Origin of the sequence: Arthrobacter sp. AG1021 (assembly GCF_003633665.1) — a bacterium.
Lineage (GTDB): Bacteria > Actinomycetota > Actinomycetes > Actinomycetales > Micrococcaceae > Glutamicibacter > Glutamicibacter soli.
Window position 1 is genome coordinate 940934 of record NZ_RBLB01000006.1, and the last position, 17172, is coordinate 958105.

Below are 17172 nucleotides of genomic sequence, written 5' to 3' on the forward strand. Positions count from 1 at the left end.
AGGATGCCGTAGTGAGCGTCATCCTATGCCCGGCGCTCAAAGATTGGGAGAGTTTTGCTCAAATCTGTGGATAACTGGCGCAAAGCGATGCAGTCGTGCTTACTTGAAAATTCCGGAATCTACTCAAAGCTGCTGGTATGCAATTCAGACCGCGAGCCCACTAGTGGTAGTCAAGTGCGGAAGTGGGCAACGCAGATAGTTGTTTCGAGCGCTTCTGGAGATGCGAAAGAATCGCGACACGCCTGGTAATAAAACCTGTATGAGCAGTGGGGGAGGAATAACGTTGATCCGGCGCTTGCTGGATTGCCTGCGCGCTGTCCCGATGGATTCCGTTTTTTGAGCGTCGAGTCCGTGGGGGATCGATTCAATTATGAAGGTAGAACCATGCCGCTCTTCGGTGTCCTTGCCCTGCAGGGTGATTTTCGTGAACACCTGGCTTCGTTGACAGAACTTGGTGAAGTCGCTGTGCCCGTGCGCACTGTCGAAGATCTGGGGCGGATCGACGCGCTAGTTATTCCTGGCGGCGAGTCGTCGGTGATTGACCGCCTGTCGCGCATTTATGGTCTCGCTGATCCGATTCGCCGACGTATTGCCGACGGCATGCCGGCCTATGGTTCTTGCGCAGGAATGATCATGCTGGCTGATCGTCTGGAAAATCCCGCCGTTGCCAGCAATGGCGCGGTCCAGGAGACTTTCGGCGGGATCGACATGACGGTTCGTCGCAACGCTTTCGGACGGCAGGTCGATTCGTTCGAGAACCGACTGGATTTCAACGGCGTCAACCTCGAAGCGGTGTTCATCCGAGCCCCTGAAGCGGTGCAGGTTGGCCCGGACGTTGAAGTGATCAGCACCGTACCCGGAGCGGATCCGTCGTCACAAGGTAGAATCGTTGCAGTACGTCAGGGAAATCTGTTGGCAACCAGCTTTCATCCGGAGGTATCCGGAAGCGCTGCCATCCATGAATTCTTCATCAAAATTACGCGAGGAGACGCTTAAAGCATGTCAGGCCACTCCAAATGGGCAACAACCAAGCACAAGAAGGCAGCCATTGACGCCAAGCGCGCCAAGGCCTTCGCGAAATTCATCAAGGGCATTGAAGTAGCAGCCCGTGCCGGCGGTGCCGATATGGCCGGCAACCCTGCTCTTGAACTTGCGATCAGCAAGGCCAAGAAGAACTCCGTGCCGATCAACAACATCGACCGCGCCGTCAAGCGTGGTGCGGGCCTGACCGGCGAGGTCGTCGACTACACCGAAATCATCTACGAAGCGCGCGGTCCGCAGGGCTCCGCACTGCTGATCGAGTGCCTCACCGACAACAAGAACCGTGCGGCCTCCGAGGTCCGCGTGGGCATCACCCGCAACGGCGGCTCCATCGCCGACCCGGGCTCCGTGAGCTACCTGTTCGCCCGCAAGGGCGTTGTCCGCCTGCCGAAGGGCGAGCTGACCGAAGACGACCTGCTGATGGTTGTCCTGGACGCGGGTGCCGACGAGATCCTGGACGAGGACGACAGCTTCGCCATCGTCTGCGAGCCAAGCGACCTGCGCGCCGTGGCAGCTGCGCTGGATGAGGCCGAAATCGCCTACGAGTCCGACGAAATGGAATTCCTGCCGTCCATGAAGGTGGACCTGGACGTGGACGGGGCCCGCAAGTTCCTGAAGCTGTTCGACGCGTTGGAAGAGCTGGACGATGTGCAGAACGTCTACACCAACGCCGACCTGTCCGACGAGGTTCGCGCAGCGCTGGACGAGGAGAACTAGGGGTTTGTCCCTTCGAGTCGTGGGCGTCGACCCCGGCCTGACCCGCTGCGGGTTGGCCGTGGTCGACGTTTCTGCAAGCCGACAAGTAGAACTCGTCGACGTCACCGTCGCGGGCACGCCGCCGGGCACCCCGCTGGATGCCCGCCTGCTGGCCATCGCGAACGCGATCGACGCCTGGCTGGATACCCACAAGCCGGACGTGCTGGCCATCGAACGGGTTTTCGCCCAGGTCAACGTCTCAACGGTGATCGGCACCGCGCAGGTGACCGGCATCGTCATCACCGCCGCCGCCCGCCGCGGCATCCCCGTGGCGTTGCATACCCCGACCGAGGTCAAGGCCGCGGTCACCGGCTCCGGGCAGGCCACCAAGGCCGCCATCGGCAAGATGGTTGCCAAGATCTGCCGCCTGGACGAGCCACCCAAACCAGCTGACGCCGCCGACGCGGTCGCCCTGGCGATCGCCCACGCATGGCGCGGCGCGGCCGCCGGCTCCAATGCCTCCGCCTCCGCTGCCAGCTCCTCCGGGTCCCGGCAGCTCACCACCGCCCAACGCGCCTGGATCGCCGCCGAGGCTTCGGCCAAGCACCGCGCCGCTCGGCGCTGAGACTCACCCGCGACAGGCAGACGTCGCGCTTCGTAGGTATCTTCGATAAACTGTCTGGGATCGAACATATATCCCAAGGAGTGGCATGATCAGCTCATTGACCGGCACCGTCCAAGCGGTGTCCCTGAACACCGCCGTGCTCAACGTGAACGGCTTTGGCATGTTGGTCAATGCCACCCCCGGCACGCTGTCCACCCTGCACCAGGGACGCGAGGCCACCGTGCACACCTCCATGGTGGTGCGCGAGGACTCGATGACCCTGTTCGGCTTCGCCACCACCGAGGAACGCGACGTCTTCGAGGTGCTGATCGGCGTTTCCGGCATCGGGCCGCGTACCGGCCTGGCCATCCTCGCCGTGCACACCCCCGAAGAAGTGCGCATCGCCGCCAACACCAAGGACACCGCCGCCTTCACCAAGGTCTCCGGCATCGGCCCCAAGGGCGCCAGCCGCATCGTGCTGGAGCTGAACGGCAAGCTCGTTCCCACCGGCGCCCCGGTGCCCTCCGGATCCGCAGCTGCCGGTTCCGCCTCGGTCTGGGAACCGCAGGTCATCGAGGCGCTCACCGGGCTGGGCTGGAGCGAGAAGGATGCCACCGCCACGCTCAAGGCGCTGTCCAAGGCGGATCCCGACATCGTCGCCACCGGCAACGTGGCCGACATCCTGCGCGCGGCCCTGCGCAGCATGTCCAGCGCCAACCGCGCCCGATAGGATTACCCCGTGTCTGATTCCAAACCGCTGACCCACGCCGGAAGCGAACCGGAGGAGCATGCGCTGGAAGCCGCGCTGCGCCCGCGCAACCTGGACGACTTCGTGGGCCAGTCCCGCGTGCGCCAGCAGCTTTCCCTGGTGCTCGAAGCGGCCAAGATCCGCGAACGCAGCGCCGACCACGTGCTGCTTTCAGGCCCTCCGGGGCTGGGCAAGACCACCTTGTCGATGATCATCGCCGCGGAAATGAACGCGCCGCTGCGCATCTCCTCGGGACCTGCCATCCAGCATGCCGGCGACCTGGCCGCCATCCTGTCCTCGCTGACCGAAGGCGAAGTGCTGTTCCTGGACGAGATCCACCGCATGTCGCGGCCGGCCGAGGAAATGCTCTACATGGCGATGGAGGACTTCCGCGTCGACATCGTCGTGGGCAAGGGCGCCGGCGCGACCGCCATCCCGCTGGATTTGCCGCCGTTCACCTTGGTGGGTGCCACCACCCGCGCAGGCCTGCTGCCCGGCCCGCTGCGCGACCGCTTCGGCTTCACCGGCCATCTGGAGTTCTACGCCGTCGAGGAGCTTGAGCTGGTGCTGCGCCGCTCGGCCATGATGCTGGACCTGCGGGTTACCTCGGCAGCCTTCTCCGAAATCGCCGGACGCTCCCGCGGGACCCCGCGCATCGCCAACCGCCTGCTGCGCCGCGTGCGCGACTGGGCGCTGGTGCACAAGCTCGAGGAGATCGACGCCCAATCCGCGGCAGCCGCGCTGGACATGTACGAGGTCGACTCCAGGGGATTGGACCGACTTGACCGGTCGGTGCTCGAGGCGCTGTGCCTGAAGTTCGGCGGGGGACCGGTGGGCCTGTCCACCCTGGCCATTGCGGTCGGTGAGGAAACCGAAACCGTGGAGACCGTCGCCGAGCCATACCTCGTGCGCGAGGGCTTGATGGGACGCACCCCGCGCGGGCGAATCGCAATGCCCAGCGCCTGGCAGCATCTGGGGATCGCCATGCCCAAGGACGCCATTTTCGCCAGCGCCCAAAGCTATGAAAACGATGAGGATTAGACCAGCATCGCTTCACCGGACGCGTAAATGGTTCGCCCGTAGTCGCGCACCCATTAGACTAAAGACGCCTGACCTATGCCCTCGACAGGGCCTGGGTGGGGCGTCTTTGCTGTTTTGCGCGTCGCTGACGCCCGCAGCATCCCGAATTTTCAGCATTCGCAACGAATCGTTAGCAGGTAATTTACGTGAACTCTCTGGTGATCGCCCAAGCCGCCGGCGGCGGCTTCAACCCCTCGATGATCCTGATGATCGCGCTGTTCGCAGTGCTGATTTTCATGATGTTCCGCGGGCGCAAGAAGCAGGCAGCCCAGCAGGAGAAACTGAAGAACAACACCGTCCCGGGTGCGAAGGTCATGACCAATTCGGGCATCTTCGGCACCGTCGTCGGTATCGACGCCGAGGACCGCGTGCAGGTCGAAGTCGCCAACGGCGTGGTGCTGACCCTGCACCGCCAGGCCATTGCAACCTTCCTGGACAACGACGCTGCTGCCGCGGCGGCCGCCCCTGCTGTGGCCGAGGCCGATGCCCCGTCGTCCACCGTGGAAACCCCGGAGGAGTCCCTTCGTCGCCTGAACGACGAAGGCAAGGATGAGCGCAACGCCTAGCCAGGCCGATTCGCGGCGGTCCGCATCGGTCCGCCTAGACGAGAAAGCACATTAGATGTCATCAATTAGACCTGTGAAGCAGGCACGCAAAGCCTTGCTGTGGCTGCTGGTGGTCTTCCTCATCGCCTCCGGCGTGCTGGTGGGCGGCGTGCTCAGCGGCAAGACGAGCTTCGCACCGAAGCTCGCGCTGGACCTGGAGGGCGGCACCCAGATGATCCTGGCCCCGCGTGTCCAGGGCGACCAGGCAATCAGCCAGGAGCAGCTGGACCAGGCGGTGGAGATCATCCGCCAGCGCGTTGACGGCGCCGGCGTGACCGAATCGGAAATCACCACCCAGTCCGGACGCAACGTCGTCGTCTCGATGCCGGGTGTTCCGAGCCAGGAGACCCGCGACCTGATCCAGGCCTCGGCGAACATGGAGTTCCGCCCGGTGCTGATCACCGGCGCGTTCACCGCCACCCCGGAGGCCGACCGCACCCCTGCCAAGGACCTGCCGAAGCCGACCGGCAAACCGGAGAACCCTTCGGATACCAACTGGATCAGCGCAGACCTGTACAAGCAGTTCGAGGCCTACGACTGCCCGACCGAGCTGAAGGAAGCCAGCACCACCACGCACGATCCTGCCAAGCCGATGATCTCGTGCGATGAGCGCATGGGCGTGAAGTACATCCTCGGCCCGCAGGAGATCCCCGGCGACCAGATTGCCGACGCCTACGCCCAGCTGGCGCGCGGCGTGAACGGCTCGGTCACCGGCGAATGGGTTGTGGTCATCGAGTTCAACTCCGAAGGCACCAAGACCTTCGCCGACACCACCCAGCGGCTGATCTCGCTGACCGGTTCGCGCAACCAGTTCGCCATCGTGCTCGACGGCAACACGATCTCCGCCCCGACGACCAACGCCGTGATCTCCGACGGCCGCCCGCAGATTTCCGGCGGCTTCACCCAAGAGACCAGCCAGGCGCTGGCCGAGCAGCTGAAGTACGGCGCCCTGCCGATCAGCTTCGACATCCAGTCCGAGCAGCAGGTCTCCGCCACCCTCGGCGCCGACCAGCTCAAGGCCGGCCTGATCGCCGGCATCATCGGCCTGTTCGCGGTGTTCATCTACTCGATCTTCCAGTACCGCGCGCTGGGCTTCGTGACCATTGCGTCGCTGATCGCCTCCGGCGTGCTGACCTACCTGGCGCTGGTGCTGCTGGGCTGGGGCATGAACTACCGCCTGTCGCTGGCCGGCGTGGCAGGCCTGATCGTGGCCATCGGCCTGATCGCCGACTCGTTCATCGTGTACTTCGAACGCGTGCGCGATGAGCTGCGCGACGGGCGTCCGCTGGCAAGCGCCGTGGCCATCGGCTGGAAGCGCGCCGAGCGCACCATCCTGGCCTCCAAGGCGGTCAACGTGCTGGCGGCCGTGGTGCTGTACATCGTGGCCGTGGGCAACGTGCGAGGCTTCGCCTTCACCCTGGGCTTGACCGCCATCATCGACCTCGTGGTCGTGTACGGCATGACCCACCCGACGCTGGTGCTGCTGGCACGCACGAAGTTCTTCGCCGAGGGCCACCGCTTCTCCGGCCTGGACCCCTCGCTGCTCGGCGCCGAGCCGCTGTACAAGGGCGCGGGCCAGATCCGCCGCTTCACCGACAACGTCGATGCGAACCGCGGGAAGAAGAACCAGAAGGCGGGCGCAGAGGCCGCCAAGCGCATGACCATCGCCGAACGCCGCCGCGCCGAAGCGGTCTCCGCCTCCACCAAGGCGAAGGCCGCCAAGGACCAGGCGCAGGAGGAGAACAATGAATAAGCTGGTCACGTGGGGCAACGAGCTCTACACGGGCAAACGCTCCTACCCGTTCACCTCCAAGCACCGCCTGTGGTTCAGCATCGCGGCGGTCCTGGTGGTCTTGTCCATACTGTTGCCCGTCGTCAAGGGCGGCTTCAACCTTGGCATCGACTTCCGCGGCGGCTCGGAGTTCACCGTGTCGAACACGACCCACACCGAGCAGGGCATCGGCGAGGAGGCAGTCAAGGCCGTCGCGCCGGAGGCCGAGGCGACCGTCACCAACATCGCCCCGGGCACCATGCGCATCCAGACCGAGCGCCTGTCCGACGACCAGACCCTGGCCATCGCCAAGGACCTGGCCGCCGGCTACGGCGTGAGCGCCGACGAGGTCACCAGCAACTTCATCGGCCCGACCTGGGGACAGGACGTCTCCCGCCAGGCCCTGGTCGGCCTGCTGGTCTTCGTGGTGCTGGTGGGCCTGCTGATGGCCGCGTACTTCCGCACCTGGAAGATGTCGCTGGCCGCCATCATCGGCCTGTTCACGGTGATCATCGTGACCGGCGGCATCTACTCGCTGACCGGTTTCGAGATCACCCCGAGCGCGATCATCGGCTTCCTGACGATCCTGAGCTACTCGCTGTACGACACCGTCGTGGTGTTCGACAAGATCCGCGAAAACACCAAGGACTTCTCCAAGCGCAATGAACGCACCTTCGAGCAGCAGGTGAACCTGGCGATCAACCAGACCCTGGTGCGCTCGATCAACACCTCCGTGGTGGCGGTCCTGCCGGTCGCCTCGATCCTTTTCATCGGTTCCTACCTGTTGGGCGCCGGTACGCTCAAGGACCTGTCGCTGGCCCTGTTCGTCGGCATCATCGTGGGCACCCTGTCCACGATCTTCGTCCAGGCCCCGCTGTACGCGTGGCTGCGCCGCAACGACCCCGAGGTCGTCGCGCACACCAAGAAGCTGGAAGCCGCCGCGGCCTAGTCCGCCGGCCCCCGGCCCGAAGAAAATCGGCACCCGCCACCTGTGTGGCGGGGTGCCGATTTTCTTAACCCGTGACACCGCGGAATTCGTGGACACCGGGTTCACGTGCTATAACGAATAAACTGGAGAACGTGTTTTTACTGGTAGCCGCGGTAACCCCCGTGGCGGCACTGATCTCGACCGAACGCAGGCAGTGGCGTCGGCACCTGGCGATCATCTCGCCGTGCGCGACGCCGTCTCTGTTTGACCGGTGCAACGTGGAAGGAGCGGGGCATGGCCAACACGCCTAACCTGAACAATGGGAAACGACGCTCGATCTCACGTTTGGTGCGCTTCGCAGGCCGCGGCAGCACCCCGAGCACCTCGCCGACGCTGGAACCGCTGCTGCGCACCGTGAAGTCCAAGCACCCCAAGGCGGACCTGGACCTGCTGGTCCACGCCTACGAGGTCGCCGAGAAGTACCACGAGGGGCAGAAGCGCAAGAGCGGGGACCCCTACATCACCCACCCGGTGGCAGTGGCCACGATCCTGGCCGAAATGGGCATGACCGGCTCGATCCTCGCCGCCGCCCTGCTGCACGACACCGTGGAGGACACCGAGTACTCCCTGGAGTCGGTCAAGAAGGAATTCTCCGAGGAGATCGCGATGCTGGTGGACGGCGTCACGAAGCTGGACAAGGTCACCTACGGCGACGCGGCCCCGGCCGAGACGGTGCGCAAGATGGTGGTGGCGATGTCCCGCGACATCCGGGTGCTGCTGATCAAGCTGGCCGACCGACTGCACAACGCCCGCACCTGGCGCTACGTCTCGCCCGAATCCAGCTCGCGCAAGGCCAAGGAAACCCTGGAGATCTTCGCGCCGCTGGCCCACCGCCTGGGCATGAACACCGTCAAGTGGGAGCTGGAGGACCTGTCCTTCGCCGCGCTGCACCCGCTGGTCTACCAGGAGATCGTGCGCATGGTGGGGGACCGCACCCCCGAACGCGAGAAGTACCTGGCCAACATCCGCCAGACGCTGGACAAGGATCTCGGCGAAGTGGCGATCCACGCGTCGGTCTCCGGCCGCCCGAAGCACTACTACTCGATCTACCAGAAGATGATCGTGCGCGGCAAGGACTTCGACGACATCCACGACCTGATGGGCGTGCGCATCCTGGTGGACAACGTCAAGGACTGCTACGGCGCCCTGGGCGTGGTGCACGCGCAGTGGAACCCGCTGCCGAACCGCTTCAAGGACTACATCGCGATCCCGAAGCTGAACCTGTACCAGTCGCTGCACACCACCGTGATGGGCCCCGAGGGCAAGCCGGTGGAGATCCAGATCCGCACCCACGACATGCACGTGCGCGCCGAATACGGCGTGGCCGCGCACTTCCAGTACAAGCACGGGCAGAACGCGAACTCCATGCTCTCCCCGGAGCAGAACATGGACTGGCTGCGCTCCCTGATGGAATGGCAGGCCGACACCGAGGACTCCGAGGAGTTCCTGGACGGGCTGCGCTACACCATCAGCTCCGCAGAAGTCTACGTCTTCACCCCGAAGGGCGACATCATGTCGCTGCCGGTGGGCGCCACCCCGGTGGACTTCGCCTATTCCATCCACACCGACGTCGGGCACCGCACCATTGGCTCCCGCGTGAACGGCAAGCTGGTCCCATTGCACACCGAGCTCAAGCAGGGCGACGTGGTGGAGGTCTTCACCTCCAAGGCCGAGGGCGCCGGGCCCTCCCAGGACTGGCAGAACTTCGTCAAGTCCCCGCGCGCCAAGGCCAAGATCCGCGGCTACTTCTCCAAGGAGCGCCGTGAGGAGGCGATCGAGAAGGGCAAGGAGCTGCTCACCAAGGAGCTGCGCCGCAACCAGCTGCCGCTGCAGAAGCTGATGACGCACGACCTGCTCTCCGCGGTGGCCAGCGAACTGCACCACTCGGACATCTCCGCGCTCTACCAGTCGGTCGGCGACGGGCACACCAGCGCGCAGAACGTCATCGAGCACCTCACCGCGCTCATCGGCCCTCCGGAGGCCGAGCAGGTCGACGAAGAAGCCGACGTCAAGGTCAACGCCCCCACCAAGCGGACCGGGAACGACGCCGGCGTGATCGTGGAAGGCGTGGGCGACGTGCTGGTCAAGCTGGCCCGCTGCTGCACCCCGGTGCCGCCGGATGAGATCCAGGGCTTCGTCACCCGCGGTGCCGGCGTCTCGGTGCACCGCACCGACTGCCTGAACCTTGCGCAGCTGGCCGGGGAGCCGGACCGCATCGTGAACGTCTCCTGGGCTTCGAAGCACAACGGAGTCTTCCTGGTGGAAATCCAGGTCGAGGCGCTGGACCGCAAGTCGCTGCTTTCAGACGTGACCCGGATCCTCTCCGAGAACCACCTGAACATCCTCTCCGCCTCGGTGCAGACCAGCAGGGAACGTGTGGCGATTTCCCGCTTCTCCTTCGAGATGGGCGACCCGAAGTTCCTGAGCCACGTGCTGAACCAGGTGCGCCGGATCGACGGCGTGTACGACGTCTACCGCACCACCGCAGGCTCCCGGCGGTAGCTAGGCCGCGGCCGGCCGGTCCCCGTCCAGCTGGCGCTCCGGGGCGAAGGACTCGACCAGCCGCAGCGCCCGGGACACCTCGGGCTGCGCGGGATACTGCGCCAGCCGCTGCGCCACCGCATCCAGATGCAGGAACTTGTCCTGAAGCCGCACCACCTCCGCCAGCACCCTGGTGGCGCTGGGCAGCGGATCGTAGGCCGCGCAGTCGCACACCGTGCGCAGCAGGCTGGTGACCTTCACCCGCTGGCGGAAGATGATCTCCTCCTCGGCCAGCTCGAGCTGCGAGAAGCTCACCTGCAGCCCGTTGCCCGGGCGATAGGGCCGCCGGTAGCCGGGCGAATTGATCCGCAGCGCGAAGGTGTAGGGCAGCAGCCCGTGCACCCAGGCGGCGGTCTCGCGGCAGATCACGTCGTGGCGCTGCAGCTGGCGCCCGGAGACGAACGCGGCGATCCGCGCCCGCACCCCGGCGTCGTACCTGAAGAACATGGGCACGAAGCAGTTGCCCATCGCCTCGCGCACCAGGCCGCGCCCGGCCATGGCCCCGAGTTCATTGCGGCTGAACAGCTCGCCGGCAATCAGCAGATCCTCCGGAATGCGCAACGCGGCGGCGCACCGTCCAGAAGCCGTGGGATGTAGATTCTCCATAGGGCTACTGAAGCAGGTGACGCCGCCGCGTTGGCGGTGCTCGTGCGAACTGTGGATTATTACTCGAAGTCGGCTGCCGACTTCTCCAGGGTGCTCAGCCACATGCGGCGGGCGTCCAGGGCTTCCTGGGCCGAAGCGATCTGCTTGGCGTTGCCCTTCGCCTGCGCGGCGGCCAGGTCGGCCTCCAGTGCGGCAATGGTCTCCTGCAGCTGCGAGAGCATGGAGTTCGAGCGGGCCTTGGTCTCCGGGTTGGACCGGCGCCACTGCTCTTCCTCGGCGCTCTTCACGGCGTCCTCCACCTGGCGCAGCGCCGACTCGATGCGCTGCAGGTCCCCGCGCGGCACCTTTCCGGCGTCTTCCCAGCGGCCGCGGATTGAATCCAGCTTGGCCTTGGCGGCGGCCAGGTCGTTGATCGGCAGCAGCGCGCGGGCTTCCTCCAGCAGGGCTTCCTTCACCACGAGGTTGGCGGCGAATTCGGCGTCCACAGCGGCGTTGGCCTCGGCGCGGGCCTGGAAGAACACGTCCTGGGCGGCGCGGAAGCGGCCCCAGAGCTGGTCGTCGTCCTTGCGCGAGGCGCGGCGCGACTTCTTCCACTCGTCCATGAGCTTGCGGTACTCTGCGGCGGTAGCGGCCCAGTCGGTGGAGTTCTGCAGCGCCTCGGCGCGCGCGATCAGCTCCTCCTTGACTGCCTTCGCGGCGGCGTTGGTGGAATCCAGCTGCGAGAAGTAGGCGCGGCGGTGGCGGTCGAAGGTCGTGCGGGCGGCGCGGAAGCGCTTCCACAGGGCGTCTTCGGTGGCGCGCGGCAGGCGTACCGAGGAGCGCTGGGTCGCCTTCCAGTTCTCGAACAGCTCGTTCATGGCCGCCGAGGCGGTCTTCCACTGGATCTGCTCAGGGCGCTTGGCGGCCATGGCTTCGGCCTGCTCGACGATGCCCTCGCGCACGGCCAGCTGCTCGGCGCGGGCGGCCTCGTTGGCCTGGCGCTGGGCGGCGGACAGCTCCTGCACCGCCACGCGCACGGTTTCCAGCCGGGATTCCAGCAGCGCGATGTCGCCGACCATGTGGCGCTCGGCCACGGCGGCGGCCAGCGCGTCGATGGTCTTGCCCATCTCGCCGGCCGGGGCCTTGGCTGCCACACGCTGCTCGAGCAGCATCAGCTGGGAGAAGACGTCGTCATATTTGCGCACAAAGTAGGCCAGGGCCTCCTCGGCGGTCGCGTCCGGGTACTGGCCGACCGGGTGCTCGGCGCCGTCGATGATGACGAATACGTGGCCGTCCTCGGCGACGCGGGCGAACTTGGCCGCTTCGTCAAGGGGCGTGGAATGCACGACTGGCTGGGCTACGACCGGCTTCGCGGCAGGCTTTACGGCCTGCGGCACGGGGGTCTTCTGGCTGTCGTCGGATTGCTGACTGGTGGTCACCGCTGAAACTCTTTCACTTTTTGCGCTGTACTTGCTCAGCCAACTCTACCTGTGACCTCCGCTTCTTAGTAAGCCGACGTGCGCAGGTTTCTTCGTGTTGGCGCTATAAGATGGGTAGGTGGCGCGTTCGCACGGCGGTTTGCGCGCAGTTTTTGCCTACAGCACGATGCACCAAGGAGTTTCATGGCACGCAAGGCCTCCCTATCAGGTTTCCCCGAATGGCTTCCGGCCGAGCGGGTGGTCGAGCAGCATGTGCTCGATACCTTGCGCCGCACCTTCGAGCTGCACGGCTTCGCGAACATCGAGACCCGCGCCGTGGAAACCCGGGCGCAGCTGCTGCGCAAGGGCGAGATCGACAAGGAGGTCTACGGCCTTTCCCGCCTGGCCGCCGAGGACGACAAGGACGATCCGAACGCGCTGGCCCTGCACTTCGATCTGACCGTGCCCTTCGCCCGCTACGTGGTGGAGAACGCCGGCCACCTGGCCTTCCCGTTCCGCCGCTACCAGATGCAGAAGGTCTGGCGCGGCGAACGCCCGCAGGACGGCCGCTTCCGCGAATTCACCCAGGCCGACATCGACGTGGTCGGCGAGGGCACCTTGCCCTTCAGCTACGACGTCGAGCTGGCGCTGACCATCGCCGACGCCCTCTCCGCCCTGCCGATCGGCGACTTCCGGCTGCGCGTGAACAACCGCAAGCTCGCCGAGGGCTTCTACCGCGGCCTGGGACTCGACGACCCGGACGCGGTGCTGCGCGCCATCGACAAGCTGGAGAAGATCGGCGACGACGCCGTGGCCAAGATCCTCATCGAGGACGTCGGCGCCACCGCCGAGCAGGCGGCCGCCGCGCTGGCGCTGGCCAAGATCCGTACCATGGACACCTCCTTCGTCGAGCAGGTCCGCGCCCTGGGCGTCGAGCACGAGCTGCTGGACACCGGTCTGGACGAGCTCTCGCAGGTCATCGCCGCCGCCTCCAAGCGCGCCCCGGGCAAGGTCATGGCCGACTTGTCCATCGCCCGCGGCCTGGACTACTACACCGGCACCGTCTACGAGACCGTGCTGGTGGGCCACGAATCGCTGGGCTCGATCTGCTCGGGCGGACGTTACGAGTCGCTGGCCTCCAAGGGCAAGAAGACCTACCCGGGTGTTGGCCTGTCCATCGGCGTCACCCGCCTGATCTCCCGCATCCTCGCCGAGGAAACGGTGAAGGCCGCGCGTTCGGTGCCCTCGGTGGTGTATGTCACCCTCGCCCACGACGACTCCTGGCACGAGGCGCAGGACGTCGCCGCCGCGCTGCGCGGACGGGGGATCGCCTGCGAGGTGGCCTCCAGCGCGGAGAAGTTCGGCAAGCAGATCAAGTACGCAGATCGCCGCGGGATTCCGTTCGTCTGGTTCACCCACGCGGACGGCACCCACGAGGTCAAGGACATCCGTTCCGGCGAGCAGGTTTCCGCCGACCCGGCCGTCTGGGCCCCGCCGGCGCAGGACCTGTACAACACCGTCGGCTAGGCTCCGGCCGCCCTGCACCCGCACCGGGTGCACTAAACTCTTGCGAAGAAGAACTTCGCACTTTGTCGAATCGACCGAAAGGATCGTAGTGCTACGCACTCATCAGCTGGGCGTGCTAAACGCCGAGCACATTGGACAGCAGGTCACCCTCACCGGCTGGGTCGCCCGCCGCCGTGACCACGGTGGAGTGGCGTTCCTGGATCTGCGCGACGCCTCGGGCGTGGCCCAGGTCGTGGTGCGCGACGAGGAGGACTTCCACCCGCTGCGCAATGAGTTCGTGCTGCAGATCAAGGGCACCGTCGAGCGCCGCCCGGAAGGCAACGAGAACCCGAACCTGCCCACCGGCGAAATCGAGGTGATCGCCGACGAGGTGATCGTGCTGAACACCGCCGCGCCGCTGCCGTTCCAGGTTGATGAGCACGTCGAGGTCGGCGAGGAGGCGCGCCTGCGCCACCGCTACCTTGACCTGCGCCGCCCGACCCCGACCCGCAACCTGCGCCTGCGTTCCGAGGTCAACCGCGTGGCCCGCAACCTGCTGCACGACGAGGGCTTCGTGGAGATCGAGACCCCGACGCTGACCCGCTCCACCCCGGAAGGCGCCCGCGACTTCGTCGTTCCCGCCCGACTGTCCCCGGGCAGCTGGTACGCGCTGCCGCAGTCCCCGCAGCTGTTCAAGCAGCTGCTGCAGGTCGGCGGCTTCGAGAAGTACTACCAGATCGCGCGCTGCTACCGCGACGAGGACTTCCGCGCCGATCGCCAGCCGGAGTTCACCCAGCTGGACATCGAGGCCTCGTTCGTCGAGGAAGACGACATCATCGCCCTGGGCGAGAAGCTGGTCAAAGCCATCTGGGCGCTGATCGACGTTGAGATCCCGACCCCGATCCGCCGCATGACCTACGCCGAGGCCATGGAGAAGTACGGTTCGGACAAGCCGGACCTGCGCTTCGGCCTCGAGCTGACCGAGATGACCGAGTACTTCGCGAACACCTCCTTCAAGGTGTTCCAGTCGGCCTACGTCGGCGCCGTGGTCATGCCCGGCGGCGCCTCGCAGCCCCGCCGCACCCTGGATGCCTGGCAGGAATTCGCCAAGCAGCGCGGCGCGAAGGGCCTTGCCTACGTGCTGCTCAAGGAAGACGGCGAGCTGGCCGGCCCGGTGGCCAAGAACCTCTCCGAGGAGGAGAAGGCGGGCCTGGCCGCCGCCACCGGCGCCAAGCCGGGGGACTGCATCTTCTTCTCCGCCGGCGACAAGGCCGAATCCCGCGCCCTGCTCGGCTCGGTCCGTGTGGAGATCGGCCACCGCACCGGATTGATCAAGGACGGCGACTGGGCCTTCGTGTGGGTTGTTGACGCGCCGATGTTCGAACCTGCCTCCGCCGCGGTCGCCTCGGGCGACGTGGCAGTGGGCGCCGGTGCCTGGACCGCCGTGCACCACGCGTTCACCAGCCCGAAGCCAGAGTTCCTGGACACCTTCGACACCGACCCTGCCTCGGCCCTGTCCTACGCCTACGACATCGTCTGCAACGGCAACGAAATCGGCGGCGGCTCGATCCGTATCCACCAGCGCGACGTGCAGGAACGCGTCTTCAAGCTGATGGGCGTGAGCGAGGAGCAGGCGCAGACCCAGTTCGGCTTCCTGCTCGAGGGCTTCAAGTACGGCGCCCCGCCGCATGGCGGCATCGCCCTGGGCTGGGACCGCGTGCTGCAGCTGCTCACCGGTTCGGAGTCCATCCGCGACGTCATCGCCTTCCCGAAGACTGGCGGCGGCTTCGACCCGCTGACCCAAGCTCCGGCGCCGATCACCACGCAGCAGCGCAAGGAGGCCGGCATCGACTTCAAGCCCGAGAAGAAGAAGGCCGACGCCGAGTCGAAGGCTGAGGCAGAAGCCAAATAGCCTTGGCCCAAGCTGCCTGGACGGGGCCGGGAGAATCCGCATGGATCCTCCCGGCCCCGTTGCCGTTAAGCCGGGCCCGTGCTGGCGCTTGCCATGGGAAAAAAACTGCACTAGGTTGAAAACTGATCTAGTAGGACGACTTCGGCGAGGCGGCGATGGGCAGCAATCCAGAACTCAGCACAACCGCGAAAATCATCAACTCCTACCCAGCGGGCGACCGCGAATGGGCCGAGCAATTCCATGCGGCCATGGTCATCGCCGATGCCACGCCGGCGCAGTGCGAAGAAGAGCTGCTCGCCCAGCGCGAGTGGATCCATGCCAGTGGCGAATCCGCCGAGCAGCTCCTGGGCAACGGCTGGATTTTTGGCAAGCATCGAGTGCGCGAAATCAAATCCCCCCAACAGCTTGGCCAGAATGAACTGCCCGTTGACAGCTTCCGCACGCTCGTTCTGGGATTCGGCCTCACCATCGGTGCCATGGCCGTCGGCTTCGGCCTCTGGATCGCATTCAGGGACGGCTGGCTCGCCTGGAGTTGGACGTACTGGCAGCTGGGTTGCTTCATCGCGGGAGGCTCCCTAGCCCTCATTGGAACGGGCTTCGCCTACCTGCGTCTCGCTTCGCGTTTCAAGGCGGCATGGCTGTTGTTGTCCGTAGGGCTTCCCACGACCGTCCTGGTGGCAGTGCCGCTGTTCATGATGGCCGGGGAGGATGCGGCGATCCCAGCACCCAATGCCGTTGTCCCGATGCTTGGCCTGCTGCTCGCAGTGGGCGTCTTCTTCCTGCCAGAGGCGAGCGCGAAGCCGCATTCCCCAGCCGACGAGGCGGCCCTGAATCTGGATCCAGGTCTATGGTTTGCTCAGACCAGGAGAATCCTTCGCGGCCGCTACGGATTCACCCGGCGGGAAGCTGCCTCTGTGCTGGAAGAAGCCAGGCAGGGCTGGCACGAGAACTCCCAGGACGCGAACACCACGGACATCGTCAACGATCTGGGCACACCCAACGAATTCGCCATCCAGGCGGCGCCGGGCAATGCAGCCGCGGTGCATCGTCGCTGGATGCTCAAGAATTGCGCGCTGCTGCTGCTATTCGGCTACTACCTGTCCGGTAATATAGGCGAAATATCCACCAACGGAATCTCGTGGTGGACTGCCTTCCTCGCCTTTTTGTGCATGCTGCTGCTGGCCTACTTCGCTACCAGACTGCTTCCCTCGCAGCGTGGAGAGCATGTTCAGGCGAAGCTGCGAGCCCTGCAACAGGCAGCCGATGCCGTCAGCGAACGCCAGGACAATATCTAGTGTTTGTAGAACCCTTTACAAGCAGCAACGGTCGCGCCAGAACAGGCCGGGCATGACAAGCAATTCACATTTTCCTGCCGGTTGGCAGCGAGCCGTGCTGCCAACGCTGCTGCTGACCCAGCTCGAGAACGGTCCCGCCCATGGCTATGCAATTGCCAAGGCATTGGCCGCCGGGGGATTCGACCCGCCCAAGGGTGCAGCGCTCTATCCCGCGCTGGCAAAACTCGAAGCTTCCGGAGCAGTGAGCACGACGTGGGAAGAAGGCCAGGGCGGACCTGGACGCAAGGTCTACGAGCTGACACCGGCAGGGCGGGAACAGCTCGCCCGGCAGCTGCGGCTCTTTGCGGACTTCGCCAAGCTTGTCGTGGGTGAAAACTGAGAA

Annotated in this window: 15 protein-coding genes; 13 read left to right on the forward strand and 2 right to left on the reverse strand. The window is 65.6% G+C overall.

Going from position 1 to position 17172, the window contains the following annotated elements:
- Positions 1–384 precede the first annotated feature (384 nt).
- The 9 genes from pdxT to DFO58_RS04660 all read left to right on the forward strand — a co-directional run bounded on the left by pdxT (position 385) and on the right by DFO58_RS04660 (position 10035).
- Positions 385–996, forward strand: a complete 612-nt coding sequence (gene pdxT / locus DFO58_RS04620) for a pyridoxal 5'-phosphate synthase glutaminase subunit PdxT (protein ID WP_120989403.1) — start codon at positions 385–387, stop codon at positions 994–996.
- A 3-nt stretch (positions 997–999) separates the two neighbouring features.
- Positions 1000–1758, forward strand: coding sequence for a YebC/PmpR family DNA-binding transcriptional regulator (locus tag DFO58_RS04625; protein WP_120989404.1), 759 nt, complete (start codon positions 1000–1002; stop codon positions 1756–1758).
- A 4-nt stretch (positions 1759–1762) separates the two neighbouring features.
- Positions 1763–2362 (forward strand): crossover junction endodeoxyribonuclease RuvC, encoded by a 600-nt coding sequence (gene ruvC, locus DFO58_RS04630; RefSeq protein WP_120989405.1) that lies wholly within the window; start codon positions 1763–1765, stop codon positions 2360–2362.
- A gap of 85 nt (positions 2363–2447) precedes the next feature.
- Entirely contained in the window at positions 2448–3071 is a 624-nt protein-coding gene (ruvA, locus tag DFO58_RS04635) for a Holliday junction branch migration protein RuvA (protein WP_047119199.1), read from the forward strand.
- A 9-nt stretch (positions 3072–3080) separates the two neighbouring features.
- Entirely contained in the window at positions 3081–4130 is a 1050-nt protein-coding gene (gene ruvB, locus DFO58_RS04640; RefSeq protein WP_082344761.1) for a Holliday junction branch migration DNA helicase RuvB, read from the forward strand.
- Positions 4131–4315: 185 nt separating this feature from the next.
- Positions 4316–4735 (forward strand): preprotein translocase subunit YajC, encoded by a 420-nt coding sequence (gene yajC, locus DFO58_RS04645; RefSeq protein WP_113606288.1) that lies wholly within the window; start codon positions 4316–4318, stop codon positions 4733–4735.
- Between the two features lie 55 nt (positions 4736–4790).
- Positions 4791–6527 (forward strand): protein translocase subunit SecD, encoded by a 1737-nt coding sequence (gene secD / locus DFO58_RS04650; protein ID WP_120989406.1) that lies wholly within the window; start codon positions 4791–4793, stop codon positions 6525–6527.
- The gene (gene secF, locus DFO58_RS04655) at positions 6520–7494 is read left to right on the forward strand and encodes a protein translocase subunit SecF (RefSeq protein WP_047119197.1); all 975 of its coding nucleotides are present in this window, start codon (positions 6520–6522) and stop codon (positions 7492–7494) included. The genes secD and secF overlap by 8 nt, the downstream gene beginning before the upstream one ends.
- A gap of 273 nt (positions 7495–7767) precedes the next feature.
- Positions 7768–10035 carry a bifunctional (p)ppGpp synthetase/guanosine-3',5'-bis(diphosphate) 3'-pyrophosphohydrolase gene (locus DFO58_RS04660; protein ID WP_120989407.1) on the forward strand — a complete coding sequence of 756 codons (2268 nt, stop codon included), beginning with the start codon at positions 7768–7770 and terminating at the stop codon, positions 10033–10035.
- On the opposite strand, the gene DFO58_RS04665 is transcribed toward DFO58_RS04660, so the two are convergent.
- The gene (locus DFO58_RS04665) at positions 10036–10680 is read right to left on the reverse strand and encodes a hypothetical protein (RefSeq protein WP_146955793.1); all 645 of its coding nucleotides are present in this window, start codon (positions 10678–10680) and stop codon (positions 10036–10038) included. It lies immediately after the preceding gene.
- Between the two features lie 59 nt (positions 10681–10739).
- Positions 10740–12098 carry a DUF349 domain-containing protein gene (locus DFO58_RS04670; RefSeq protein ID WP_047119194.1) on the reverse strand — a complete coding sequence of 453 codons (1359 nt, stop codon included), beginning with the start codon at positions 12096–12098 and terminating at the stop codon, positions 10740–10742.
- Positions 12099–12281: 183 nt separating this feature from the next.
- Between DFO58_RS04670 and hisS the strand changes: the two genes are divergently transcribed.
- The 4 genes from hisS to DFO58_RS04690 all read left to right on the forward strand — a co-directional run bounded on the left by hisS (position 12282) and on the right by DFO58_RS04690 (position 17169).
- A complete protein-coding gene (hisS, locus tag DFO58_RS04675; RefSeq protein WP_047119193.1) occupies positions 12282–13604 on the forward strand; it encodes a histidine--tRNA ligase in 1323 nt (440 codons plus the stop codon).
- A gap of 88 nt (positions 13605–13692) precedes the next feature.
- A complete protein-coding gene (aspS, locus tag DFO58_RS04680; protein ID WP_120989408.1) occupies positions 13693–15495 on the forward strand; it encodes an aspartate--tRNA ligase in 1803 nt (600 codons plus the stop codon).
- Between the two features lie 248 nt (positions 15496–15743).
- Positions 15744–16790 carry a hypothetical protein gene (locus DFO58_RS04685; RefSeq protein ID WP_147407187.1) on the forward strand — a complete coding sequence of 349 codons (1047 nt, stop codon included), beginning with the start codon at positions 15744–15746 and terminating at the stop codon, positions 16788–16790.
- A 52-nt stretch (positions 16791–16842) separates the two neighbouring features.
- A complete protein-coding gene (locus DFO58_RS04690) occupies positions 16843–17169 on the forward strand; it encodes a PadR family transcriptional regulator (RefSeq protein ID WP_047119190.1) in 327 nt (108 codons plus the stop codon).
- Positions 17170–17172: the final 3 nt, after the last annotated feature.

Coding starts and splice junctions, on each gene's coding strand:
- pdxT (WP_120989403.1), top strand. CDS start 385: ATGCCGCTCTTCGGTGTCCTTGCCCTGCAGGGTGATTTTCGTGAACAC.
- DFO58_RS04625 (WP_120989404.1), top strand. CDS start 1,000: ATGTCAGGCCACTCCAAATGGGCAACAACCAAGCACAAGAAGGCAGCC.
- ruvA (WP_047119199.1), top strand. CDS start 2,448: ATGATCAGCTCATTGACCGGCACCGTCCAAGCGGTGTCCCTGAACACC.
- secD (WP_120989406.1), top strand. CDS start 4,791: ATGTCATCAATTAGACCTGTGAAGCAGGCACGCAAAGCCTTGCTGTGG.
- secF (WP_047119197.1), top strand. CDS start 6,520: ATGAATAAGCTGGTCACGTGGGGCAACGAGCTCTACACGGGCAAACGC.
- DFO58_RS04660 (WP_120989407.1), top strand. CDS start 7,768: ATGGCCAACACGCCTAACCTGAACAATGGGAAACGACGCTCGATCTCA.
- DFO58_RS04665 (WP_146955793.1), bottom strand. CDS start 10,680: ATGGAGAATCTACATCCCACGGCTTCTGGACGGTGCGCCGCCGCGTTG.
- hisS (WP_047119193.1), top strand. CDS start 12,282: ATGGCACGCAAGGCCTCCCTATCAGGTTTCCCCGAATGGCTTCCGGCC.
- DFO58_RS04685 (WP_147407187.1), top strand. CDS start 15,744: ATGGTCATCGCCGATGCCACGCCGGCGCAGTGCGAAGAAGAGCTGCTC.
- DFO58_RS04690 (WP_047119190.1), top strand. CDS start 16,843: ATGACAAGCAATTCACATTTTCCTGCCGGTTGGCAGCGAGCCGTGCTG.